The organism is Kitasatospora sp. NPDC058478 (genome assembly GCF_042720345.1).
Lineage (GTDB): Bacteria > Actinomycetota > Actinomycetes > Streptomycetales > Streptomycetaceae > Kitasatospora.
On sequence record NZ_JBHXML010000042.1, the window covers coordinates 1 to 11,521 of the forward strand.

Here is an 11,521-nt window from a genome sequence, read left to right on the forward strand (position 1 = left end):
GGGGTTGTGTACGCGCTGGTCGCCACCTGGGCCCGTAACCGCCCGGGGGCCCCTCCCGGCTTTCCGGGCGGCCTCCGCGGCGCTGCGGCGCCAGTGCGGAGGAAGATCATCAACGGTTCGTCAGGGAGCCGTCAAGATCACGGGTGGTGCCGGTGAGCGGCCCTAGCATCCGGAGGACCGTTCTCCGCTGCGGATCCGCAGACGGACGCCACCTCGCCGAATGATCGGGGCACTTCAGCATGCGCGCTTTCTCCCGCCGGACGGCCAGGGCCACCCAACGGGCCGTCGCCGGCACCCTGTTGGCGGCCCTGGCCTCGACCGGCCTGATGGCCGTGCCGCAGCAGGCCTCGGCGGCGACCGACTGTCCGGGCATCGAGCCGGGCGTCGGCGGGCCCGCCAACATCGGCAACGGCAACTGCTACAGCGCGCTGATCAGTTCCATCGGCGCCATGATCGGGGGCTTCCGCAGCGCGGCCCTCACCGCGCAGGCCGACAACGCGGCGTTCACCCAGGGGATGGCCGGCCAACTGAGCGCCGCCGCACCGGGGTTCAACGTGATGGTGTTCAAGTACGACGGCACCGACCTGTACGACACCCTCTGGTTCCGCAACGTCTACGAGGCGGACATGCGCGGGGTGCTGATCGACCAGACCGTCAAGCTGGAGCACCACGACAGCGAGGGCGGCCCGACCGGCTACGACGACTTCCGGATCTGGGTCTTCGCGGGCGAGTCGACCTTCACCAACAAGGGCGACGGCGGCTACGGGAACTGGGCCTTCGTCGGCAGCGACTCGGACCGGACCGTGACCACCTCCCGGTCCTGCGTGCTGATCCGCTGCTACGACAGCAAGCGGATCATCCACTTCCCGGCCCGCGAGGTCCCGGCCGACATCGCGGGGACCCCCGGCACCCCGGGCGTTCCCGTCACCCCCGGCATCCCCGGCACGGTGCCGGGCGTCGGCACCGGTGGGACTGCCACCCCGGGTGTCCCGGCCAAGCCCGGTACGGTGCCGGGCGTCGGCACGGGCGGCACCGCCACCCCGGGTGTCCCGGCCAAGCCCGGTACGGTGCCGGGCGTGGGCACCGGCGGGACCGCCACTCCCGGCGTGCCCGCGCACCAGGGCGGCGGCGGTGGTGACGCCGTGACCGGGCTGCTGTACCCGAAGGTGAAGACCGGCCGGGGCCCGGTGGCCACCGGGGCCGCCTCCGGCCCCTCGATCCTCGCCGGCACCAGCGGCCCCAAGAACACCGGCTGGCAGTTCAGCGCGCTGGGCAACGGCCGCTACAAGATCACCAGCGCCGTGTCCGGCCTCGCGCTGACCGAGAACACCAAGGGCTACGTCGCCGACGCCAAGCCGTGGACCGGCGCCGACGAGCAGAAGTGGCAGCTCGTCTCCCAGGGCGACGGCCAGTACCGGATCCGGATCACCGACCAGGACTGCCTGACCTACGACGAGGACGCCAAGGCCCTGGGCGTCTGGACCTGCGACAGCGGCTGGAACCAGCAGTGGAGGCTCCAGTAGCAGCCCCGGGCCCTAGCCGAGGAGGGCTCCGGTGCCCGTGAGGAGCAGGAGGGCGGCGGCGTTGGCGCGCGGGTACGCGAGTGCCGTGCCGACCGCCTCCCGCAGCAGTGCGTACGGGCCGTGGGCGAGCAGTCCGTCCGCGCCGACCACCCGGCCGGGGGCGCCGGCCCGGCGGGCGGCGAGTGCGGTGCGGGCGGTGTGGAAGCCGCTGGTGACGACCGTGCACCGGTAGCCGGGCCGTTCGGCGGCCATCAGCGCCGCGCTGAAACGCAGGTTCTCGACGGTGTTCACGGCCCGTTCCTCGCGCCGGATCCGGTCGGCCGGGACGCCCCGGGCGGTCAGGTAGCGGGCCATCGCGGCGGCCTCGGTGCACTCCTCGTGCGGGCCCTTCCCGCCGGTGACCAGGAGCAGCGGCGCGTGCCCGGCGGCCTCCTCGGCGGCGAAACGTTCCAGCGCGGCGTCCAGCCGGGCCGCCAGCGGCGGGGCGGGCTCGCAGCCGTCCAGGGCGGCGCCGAGGACCACCAGGTAGTCCGCCCCGACGGGGGCGGGGCGGCGCCCCTGCCGCAGCGCGCAGCCGAGGAAGCCGAGCAGCCAGAGCAGGACGTACCCGCCGAGCAGGACGGCGACGATCAGCAGAGCGTGCATACCGTCCGAACGTATACGGCGGAACCCCCGTTCCACAGGGGGACGGGGGTTCCGTGGTGCAGGCGGCGGCGGGCTCAGCCGACGTCGGCCGCCGGGGTGACGGGGGTGACAGCGGCAGCGGGGGAGGCCGGGGCGGCGGGGGCCGCCGGGCCCGGGCCGCGCTTGTGCAGCGAGGCCAGGTAGGCGTTGTACGCCTCCAGCTCGGCGTCGCCGCTGCGCTCCTCGGCGCGGTCGCTGCGGCGGGCCTGCCGCTGTTCGGAACGCATCCACTGGTACACCAGCGCGATCAGCACGATCGCGGTCGGGATCTCGCCGAACGCCCAGGTGATGCCGCCGGCCAGCTTCTGGTCCTCCAGGAGGTCGGTGCCCGGCGGCGAGCCCTCCACGGTGAAGGTGGTGACCAGCGGGTGGCTGGCCATCATCACGGCCACGCCGAAGAAGGCGTGGAACGGCATGCCCATGAACAGCTCGATGATCCGCATCACATGGCTGGGGCGGTGCGGGCCCGGGTCCACGCCCATGATCGGCCAGAAGAAGGTCAGACCGGTGAGGAGGAAGTGCACCATCATGAAGATGTGCCCGGCGCGGTACTGCATCAGGAAGTCGAACAACGGGGTGAAGTAGACCCCGTACAGGCTCGCGATGAACATCGGAATGGTGAAGGCCGGGTGCGAGATCACCCGGACGTACCGGCTGTGCAGCAGCGCCACCAGCAGCTCGCGCGGCCCGCGCGGGCGGCCCCGGCCGGCCGGCCGCAGCGCGCGCAGCGCCAGCGTGATCGGGGCGCCCAGCAGCAGCAGGATCGGCGTCAGCATGGACAGCACCATGTGCTGGATCATGTGCGCGCTGAACAGCACCATGCCGTAGTCGTTCAGCCCGGTGCAGGTGACCAGGATCAGGCTGCCGACACCGGCCGCCCAGCCGACCATCCGGCCGACCGGCCAGCGGTCGCCGCGCCGGTGGAGCCGGACCACGCCCGCCGCGTACAGCGCCAGGGCGGCCAGGCCGCCCAGCAGGAACACCCAGTCGGGGGACCAGGTCCAGACGTTGGACAAGGTGAACGGGCCTAGCTGGGTCATCCCGCCGTGGTGGTGCATGCCTGACATTCCGTCGCCCATCGGGGGGCCCTGCTTTCCGTCCTGGTGGCCCCTGGAGGGGGTCCGGTTCGCCCGTTTTGCTTGGCCTACAGCCTAGGTGGGCCTTACCTCGGGCCGTGCCCCGCCCCCTCCGTACGGGTGGCCGCCGGGCGGGTGGCGGCTGGATAGACTGACCGGCCGGTCGACGGCGACACGCCGATACGGCGACACGGGACGCGCCGAGACGGCGACACGGTGGGACGGCGAGGGGTGCGGCATGGCGGCGGGACGGCGGCACCCGGAGCGCACCACGGTCGCGCTGACCGGGGCGACCGGCTTCATAGGCTCCGCGGTGCTGGCCGCCCTGACCGCCCGCGGCGCGCGGGTGCGCGCGCTGGCCCGCGACGTGCCGGACGGGCGCGGCCCGGCCGTCTGGGTGCCGGGCGACCTCGCCGACGGGGCGGCGCTGGCCGCGCTCTGCGAGGGTGCCGACGTCCTGCTCCACCTGGCCTCCCGGGTCTCCGGGGGCGCCGAGGAGTGCGCGGCGGTGAACGTGCGCGGCACCGAGGCGGTGACGGCCGCCGCGACCCGGGCCGGGGTGCGCCGGATCGTCCACCTGTCGACGACCGCGGTGTACGGCGAGGGGCCGCACTCCGGCATCGGGGTCGACGAGGTGCCGGCCGCCCCGGTCTCCGAGGCCAGCCGGACCAGGCTGCTCGGCGAACGCGTCGCGCTGGCGGCCGGCGCCGTCGTGCTGCGGCCCGGCCTGGTGACCGGGACGGGCGACCGCTGGGTGGTGCCCGCGCTGGCCGAACTGGTCCGCCGGGTGCCGGTGCCCTGGGCGGGCGGGAACGCCAGGCTCTCCGTGGTGGACCGCGCCGACCTGGCCCGGCTGATCGCCGCGCTCGCCCTGGACGACCACGCCGTCCCGCCCGGCGTCCAGCACGCCAGCCACCCCGACCCGGTCCGGGCCGGCGACCTGCTCGCCGCCCTGGCCGGCCTCGGCCTGCTGCCCGCGCTGCCCGGCGCGGACGGCGCGGATGGCCCGGACGGCCCGGGCGCCTCGTGGGACGAATGCCGGCGTCTGCTCGCCGCCACCCCGGGCCGCGTCTCCGAGCGGCAGTTCTCCCTGATCGCCCGCGACCACTGGTACCGGGGGGACGACGTCTGGCGCCTCGCCGCCTGTCCGCCCGGCCCCGGCCCCCTCGCCCGGCTGCCCGCCGCCGCCCCCTGGTACCGCCAGGCGCTGGGGCTCGCCGCACCGGCGTAGGACGAAACGCCGGTGCGGCGCGCCGGTTCAGGCGCTGCGTCGTCGGTCGGGCGCTGTGCCGACGGTCAGGGCCGCACCGCCGGTCAGCTGGTGCCGGGGTCGCTGGTGCCGGGGCGGCCGTTCTCCAGGTGGCCGGCCCAGCGGCGGCGGAAGGTCGGGCCGTCGGTGGCGGCGACGGTGATGTCGTACCAGCGGCTGTCGGGGCGTATGTCGAAGGTGAACTGGGCCGAGGCGCCGCGCCGGATGCTGCGGCTCTGCTGCGAGCCCTTGGCGTAGGCGTTGGCGACGGTCACCGTCCGGGCGACCGGCCCGTTGTTGGTGATCTTGACGCGCACCTTGGACTTCTGCGGGTCGAACAGCGCGACCAGCTCGGTCCGGGCGCCGCCCTCGAACTCGTACACCGACCCGTTCGGGCCGTGGGCGGCGAGGTGGTAGTCGCCGGAGGCGGAGTGCGGCCAGAAGTCGCCGAGGGTGTCGCCGCCCGAGATGGTGTAGCGGCGGGGGGCGGCCTTCGGCGCGGTCCGGTCGTAGATGTAGAGCCAGGCGCCGGCTTCGCCCCGGTTCTCCAGATCCAGCTGGAACCGCCCGGGGGTGTCCGTCTCCTCCTCGTTGACCACCAGGTCGTACGGGAGGGCGCGGGCCGGCCGGACGCCGGGCTCCTGGGTGGGCATCCGCTGGGGCAGCGGCACCTGGTACGGCTTGCCCTGCGAGGCGATCGGCGCGGGCACCGGGATCGAGACCGGCCGCGGGTCGGCGCCGGAGAAGTCGAGCGCCGAGGTGAGGTCGCCGCAGACCGACCGGCGCCAGGCGCTGATGTTGGGCTCCTCGATGCCGAACCGGGCTTCCAGGAACCGCAGGACGGAGGTGTGGTCGAAGGTCTCCGAACAGACCCAGCCGCCGCGCGACCACGGGGAGATGACCAGCATCGGCACGCGCGGGCCGAGGCCGATCGGCTGGAGGCCGCCCGGGTCGGCGCCGGGGACCAGCGGGCCCATCTCGCCCGGGTGCTTGCCGAGGTCGAGCAGTTCGTCGCGCAGGCTCGCCCTCAGGTCGGCGGAGACGATGCCCTGGCCGCCCGGGCCGCTGACGACCGGCGGCATCGGCGGGACGACGTGGTCGAACAGGCCGTCGTTCTCGTCGTAGTTGATGAGGAAGACCGTCCTGCCCCAGACCTCGGGGTTGGAGGTGAGCGCGTCCAGCACGAGGTTGATGTAGTACGCGCCGTCGGTGGGCGTCGCGGACGGGTGCTCGCTGTACTTGTACGGCGGGACGATCCAGGAGACCTGCGGCAGCCGGCCCTGCTGGACGTCGGAGCGGAACTCCTTCAGCGTGTGGTCGGTGGCGCCCTTGTCCACCAGGGGGCCCGACGCGCCCTCGGCGACCTGGTACCGCTCGAAGAACATCAGCGAGTTGTCGGTGTAGTTGTCCGTGGGGGTGCCCGGCTCGCCGGAGCCGCCCTGGTACAGCTTCCAGCTGACGCCGGCCTTCTCCAGGCGCTCGGGGTAGGTGGTCCAGGTGTAGCCGTTGGTGTTGTTGCGCTCCTCCAGGCCGGGGCCGTTGGGCTTGCGGCCGTACACGTTGCGCGGGTCGCTGGTGCCGGTCCACAGGTAGATGCGGTTGGGCGCGGTGTCGGCGTGGACGGAGCAGAAGTACGAGTCGCAGAGGGTGAAGGCGTCGGCCAGGGCGAAGTGGTACGCCAGGTCCTGGCGCTTGAGGTGGCCCATCGTCATGACGTCCTGCTTCTGGTTCACCCACTGGTCGTGGCGCCCCTCGTTCCAGGCGAGGTGGCCGCTGCTCCAGCCGTGGTCGGTACCGGCCTGGTACTCGGTGGTGTTCCTGGGGTCGATGTACCAGGGCAGCACCTCCTGCTCGGAGGCGGGCAGACCGCGGTCGTGGTAGCGGCCGGTCTTCACGGCGGCGGCGGGCTGGTGCCAGTTCGGCCGGCCGTCGGGCAGCAGCGTGGGGCGCGGGTCGTCGAACCCGCGCACGCCGCGCAGGGTGCCGAAGTAGTGGTCGAAGGAACGGTTCTCCTGCATCAGGACGACGACGTGTTCGACGTCCTCGATCGAGCGGGTCCGGCCGATCGCGGGCAGTGCCAGGGCCTTGCTGACCGCGGGCGGGAACGCGCCGAGGCCTGCGGCGGCTGCGGACGCGCCGCTCAGCTGGAGGAATCGGCGCCGGTCGATGGAGGCCACGTGGTGTCCTTCCTTCTCGGGGTACAGGGGGGTGCCAAGAAGGTTCGAACATAGGTGCCGCAGCCAGGCCGTACGAGGTCCTCCAGCGAACGCCGCATGAGTTTTCAGCCAATTCCTGTCTAGCCAACTTCCCCGGACCCACCGGCGGCGGGCCCGGAAACCCGCATGCGTCGCCCCGCACCGTTCTGCGAGCATGACCGCATGGTCCACCGTCTCGAACCCATCGTCGTCCGGCACACCCATCGCCTCCCCGCCCCCTCCCGGCCGGGCGCTCCGGCGGGGCAAGGCGCTGTCGTGGCGCGGCAGTTCGACGCCGCGCTGATGTCCGTGGGCTTCAAGCTCTCGGCGGACCTGCTGGAGTACCTGTCGGGGCTGCCCGAGGCGACGGTCGTCGACACCGCCGCCCGCACCCTGGGCACCGTCCGCGAGTCGGTGGGCGACCACGTCGGGCACAACGCCTACTTCATCGACTTCCCGCTCAACGTGCCGGACACCTTCGAGTTCTGGACGCACTGCATCGCCGGGGCGCTCGCCGACGACGCGTCGCGAGGCAGTGTGCTCGCCCAACTGCGCACCGGCGTGGTCGACCTGCTGACCCTCCCGTCCTACGGCCGCTACCAGCACAGCTACGCCGAACTGCTCGCCGCCCACGACGAGCTGATCGCAGCTGCGGGCGACCGCATGACGGTCCTGCACCTGGGCGGCGCCCTGGAGGAGGAGGTGACGGCCCTCTACCTGGCCCTGGCCGGCAGCACCACGCCGCTGGGCGAGGAGGGCCTGCGCGACCTCGGCGTGCTCGCCGGGCACTGCGTCGCCGGTCCGCAGCCAGAGGCGATCCCGGTCCGGGAGAACCGCGCCGTCGTCAACCTCGCCCGTCTCCAGGCCGGCGCCGACCTCCTCCTGGACACCGTCACCGACGTGCTCCGGCTGGCCTGCGCACTGTCCGACGGCGACGTGACCCTGGCGGAACCGACCCGGTTCCGGGCGCTGTCCCGACCGGCCCGCCGTGCCCTGCTGGCCGGCCTCGACGCCGTGGTGGGCGCCGACCCCGCCAAGCTCGCCGACGTCAGCGGGCACCGCGAGGCGTTCAAGCGCCTCGGTGAGCGCCTCCACCCGCACGAGTACCCGCGCTGGCCGCGCGCCGCCGAGGTGTTCGCCGTGGCCCGGGGTGAGGTGGCGGCCCGCTCCCTCACCAGCCGCGTCGAGGAACTCCTCGGCGCCGGCGACGTCACCGGCGCGGTACGGCTGCTGGCCACCGCCCCGGGCATGCTGTTCCGCTCCCTGGACCGCCTGCTGCGCGCGGGCCGCACCCCGGAGGAACGCGACACCGTCGTGGCCGCCGTCGAGCAGGCCGCCCCGCAGGTCTCCGGCCGGGTCCTGCTGTCGGTCCGCGAACACCTCCACAACCGCACCGGGGAAGCGGACGGGCGCCGCCTCTTCGTCAACCGCCTCGGCCGCGCCTGGGTCACCACCGACACCCGACCGCCCCTGCCGGCACCCGAACGCGACCGCCTGCTCGCCGCCCTGGACGCCGAGACGAGCCGCCGCCTCCCCGACCCCGGGCACCTGCTGATCGACCCCGACGTACTCGACGTCGCACTCCCGCTCAGCGGCAAGGCCACCACCGCCGGACTCGGCGTGCTGCCCCGCGGTTCCCTCACCCCGGTCGACGGCGAACTGCTGCGCTTCTTCGTCTACTGGAAGCAGACCGGTCACAGCACCGACTTCGACCTGTCCGCCCTGATGCTCGACGACTCCTACGAGACGCTCGGCTGGCTCTCCTACACCTCGCTCAGCCAGGTCGAGGGCGAGCACTCCGGAGACGTCACCGACGCCCCCGACGGCGGCTCCGAGTTCATCAACCTGCGCCTGGGCGCCGTACGTGGCAGCGCCATCGTCCCGCAGGTCAACATCTTCTCCGGTGAGGGCTTCGAGGAGGTCGAGGAGTCCTTCTTCGGCTTCATGCTGCGCGACGCCGAACAGCAGGGCCGCCCCTTCGAACCGCGTACCGTCCGGATGAAGTCGGACCTGCGCGGCCCGGGCAGGGTCGCCCTGCCGCTGGCCTTCCTGCGTGGGGACGACGGCCGCTGGCACGCCAAGTGGCTGCACCTGTACCTGAAGGGCAACCCGAACGCCAACCGGGTCGAGGGGAACCGGATGTCGGTCGCCACGCTGCTGCGGGGCATCGTCGGGCGTGACCACCTGACGATCCGCCATCTGACCGAGCTGATGGGCGAGCGCGCCACCGCCACCACGCTGTGGGACGGCATGTCGTTCCCGGCCGGCCCGGTCACGTACATCGGTCTGGAACGCCCGGAGGGCCTGCACCCGGACTCCGTCGTCATCACCCCGGAAAACCTGCGTGACCTGATCCCCGCCTGACTGCTAGCGTTGGCCCCGGCGAGGCCATGAACGGGCTTCCTTCTCACTCCACCTGACATAGCCCGTTCGCTTTCCTCGCCCTCGACCACCCGCCGGGGTGCCACAAGGCACCCCGGCGTCGTCGTTTCCCCGTGGTCCACCTCCTCGGCCAACGTTGTTCCGCCCCAGGCCGGGTGGGTCCGTGCCGCCCCGCCGGTCCGCTCGGTATGACCGTGATCACATCAATTCCGTTGTGCCGTGGTCCGACCCCCATCGCGTCTGAGTTCGGGGGTCTGTGCCCACGAGCGAATCGGAGACCGGACTGTGCGTGCTGACCAAGGTGGCGGGGCGGAGAAGGAGAAGCCCGGAGGGGAGGCCGGAGGGGAGGAGCCCGGAGGGCGGCGGTGGATCGACTACCCGCGCAGAGGGCGGCGCGGAGTCCGCCGCTGGCTCCCGTCCTGGCGGCAGCTGCTCCTGGTGGCGGGGGCCGGGGCTGCGGTGCTGACGGGATGGCTGACCTGGTTCTACGTCACCACCCACGTCCCGGAGGACCTGAACGCCTTCGCCACCCAGCAGAACAACGTGTACTTCTGGGCGGACGGCACCGAGATGGCGCGGATCGGCGAGACCAACCGGCAGGAGGTGCCGCTCGACCAGGTGCCGGAGTCGGTGCAGTGGGCCGTACTGGCGGCCGAGAACGAGACCTTCTACTCGGACCCGGGGATCTCCTTCACGGGCATCGGCCGCGCGGTCTACCAGATGGCCTCGGGCGGTGAGACCCAGGGCGGCTCGACCATCACCCAGCAGTACGTCAAGAACAACTACCTGAACCAGCGTCAGGACTTTTCCCGCAAGCTGAGCGAGATCGTCATCGCGATCAAACTGGACCGGCGGATGGGCAAACCGGACATCCTGGCCGGCTATCTGAACACCAGTTGGTTCGGGCGCGGCAGCTACGGCATCGAACGGGCCGCGGCCGCGTACTACGGCAAGGACGTCTCGCAGCTCAACCCGAGCGAAGGGGCCTTCCTCGCCGCCCTGTTGAAGGGGGCCGGGCAGTTCGATCCGGGGATCAGCGCGAACAACCACCGGCGGGCCGAGGAGCGGTGGTCCTGGATCCTGGACCGGATGGTGAAGGTCGGCAGGCTCTCCGCCGCCGAGCGCGCCCGGTACACGGTGTTCCCCGAGCCCAGGACCCAGCCGAAGGCGGCGGGGCTGAGCGGCCAGGTCGGGTACCTGGTGGACATGGCCAGGACCTACGTGGAGGGCCACAGCGACATCACGCAGGCCCAGTTCGACCTCGGCGGCCACCAGATCTTCACCACCTTCGACAAGCCCAAGGTCAACGCGCTGGCCGCCGCGGTGCGGGACGCCACCAAGGGGATCGACCCCGACAGCCGCGAGACCGACCGGTTACTGAAGGTCGGTGCCGCCTCGGTCGCCCCGGACGGGAGGATCGTCGCGCTCTACGGCGGAACCGACTACCTGAAACAGGGCTTCGACAACGCCAACACCTCCACGGTGCCGGTCGGTTCGGCCTTCGCCCCGCTGGTCTACGCCTCGGGCCTGAGCGAGGGCGTGCAGCGCAAGCGGGGCGGCAGCCGCACCCCGGTGACGCCCACCACCACCTACGACGGCGACGACGGCGTGAACGTGATGACCCCGGAGGGGCCGTACTGGGGGCGCAACGGGCGGATAGCGAAGACCGCCAACGACGGCAAGCGGAGCTGGGGGACGGTCACCCTGAGGAGCGCGGTGGAGCAGTCCGTCAACGGGCCGATGATGCAGCTCGCCATGGACGTCGGCCTGGACCGGGTGCAGAAGACCGCCGCCGACCTGGGCCTGCTCCCGGGCAGCATGGGGGAGTTGGTGCCGGCCTTCGGCGTCGGGAACTCCACACCGAGCGCGATCAGGACCGCCGACGCCTACGCCGCCTTCGCCGCCGGAGGCAGCCACACGGACCCGTACTCCGTCCTGCGGATCACCCGGAACGGCGAGCCGCTCGGGCTGCGCCTGCCGACCGCCGTACAGGCGCTGACCCCGCAGGTCGCGGGGGAGGTGGACGCGGCGCTCAAGAGCGCGGTCCGCACCGGGAGCGCCAAGTCGGTGGCGGAGGCCGGGCCGGACCTGGCCGGGAAGCCGGGGACGACCCCGGAGCGCACGGCGGGGTGGTTCGTCGGCTACGACGCGCGGATGTCCACGGCCGTCACGGTCTTCCGGGCGGACCTGAAGGACATGAAGCTGCTCTCACTGGAGGGGCTGGGCGGCGCCGCCCCGGACACCCCGGACTCCGCGCTGCCCACCCAGATCTGGACCTCGTACATGAAGGCGGCCGGTGGCCCGGGAGGACGGTAGGGCCTGGGGCCGGTGGGGCCGGGGGGTGGCGGCGGCGGCGTGGGGGCCGCCCCCGCCCCCCCCCCCCGCGCGCACTAAAACACCACACACACCACA

At 72.8% G+C, this 11,521-nt stretch carries 7 protein-coding genes; 4 read left to right on the top strand and 3 right to left on the bottom strand.

Translation table 11 applies throughout. The annotated features are described in order from the left end of the window. Nucleotides 1-239 precede the first annotated feature (239 nt). Nucleotides 240-1,523 (top strand): RICIN domain-containing protein, encoded by a 1,284-nt coding sequence (locus tag ACFWPT_RS23340; protein ID WP_380483945.1) that lies wholly within the window; start codon nt 240-242, stop codon nt 1,521-1,523. Between the two features lie 12 nt (nt 1,524-1,535). On the opposite strand, the gene ACFWPT_RS23345 is transcribed toward ACFWPT_RS23340, so the two are convergent. Continuing rightward, nucleotides 1,536-2,168, bottom strand: a complete 633-nt coding sequence (locus ACFWPT_RS23345; RefSeq protein ID WP_363370884.1) for a YdcF family protein — start codon at nt 2,166-2,168, stop codon at nt 1,536-1,538. Between the two features lie 74 nt (nt 2,169-2,242). Next, nucleotides 2,243-3,265: a cytochrome c oxidase assembly protein gene (locus ACFWPT_RS23350; RefSeq protein WP_079136075.1), complete on the bottom strand. Its 1,023-nt coding sequence runs from the start codon at nt 3,263-3,265 to the stop codon at nt 2,243-2,245. Nucleotides 3,266-3,521: 256 nt separating this feature from the next. Here ACFWPT_RS23350 and ACFWPT_RS23355 point away from each other — a divergent pair, with 256 nt between their 5' ends. Continuing rightward, nucleotides 3,522-4,514 (top strand): NAD-dependent epimerase/dehydratase family protein, encoded by a 993-nt coding sequence (locus ACFWPT_RS23355; RefSeq protein ID WP_380483947.1) that lies wholly within the window; start codon nt 3,522-3,524, stop codon nt 4,512-4,514. 83 nt (nt 4,515-4,597) lie between these two features. Here the strand turns inward: ACFWPT_RS23355 and ACFWPT_RS23360 are convergent, their stop codons facing one another. Next, nucleotides 4,598-6,709, bottom strand: coding sequence for a phosphocholine-specific phospholipase C (locus tag ACFWPT_RS23360; protein WP_380380454.1), 2,112 nt, complete (start codon nt 6,707-6,709; stop codon nt 4,598-4,600). Between the two features lie 201 nt (nt 6,710-6,910). Between ACFWPT_RS23360 and ACFWPT_RS23365 the strand changes: the two genes are divergently transcribed. Together ACFWPT_RS23365 and ACFWPT_RS23370 are read left to right on the top strand one after the other, a co-directional pair. Next, a complete protein-coding gene (locus ACFWPT_RS23365; protein WP_380483949.1) occupies nt 6,911-9,091 on the top strand; it encodes a hypothetical protein in 2,181 nt (726 codons plus the stop codon). Between the two features lie 303 nt (nt 9,092-9,394). Then, complete coding sequence (locus ACFWPT_RS23370; protein ID WP_380483951.1) at nt 9,395-11,425, top strand: transglycosylase domain-containing protein; 2,031 nt, start codon at nt 9,395-9,397, stop codon at nt 11,423-11,425. The last annotated feature ends 96 nt before the right edge of the window (nt 11,426-11,521 follow it).

Coding starts and splice junctions, on each gene's coding strand:
- ACFWPT_RS23340 (WP_380483945.1), top strand. CDS start 240: ATGCGCGCTTTCTCCCGCCGGACGGCCAGGGCCACCCAACGGGCCGTC.
- ACFWPT_RS23345 (WP_363370884.1), bottom strand. CDS start 2,168: ATGCACGCTCTGCTGATCGTCGCCGTCCTGCTCGGCGGGTACGTCCTG.
- ACFWPT_RS23355 (WP_380483947.1), top strand. CDS start 3,522: ATGGCGGCGGGACGGCGGCACCCGGAGCGCACCACGGTCGCGCTGACC.
- ACFWPT_RS23365 (WP_380483949.1), top strand. CDS start 6,911: ATGGTCCACCGTCTCGAACCCATCGTCGTCCGGCACACCCATCGCCTC.
- ACFWPT_RS23350 (WP_079136075.1), bottom strand. CDS start 3,265: ATGCACCACCACGGCGGGATGACCCAGCTAGGCCCGTTCACCTTGTCC.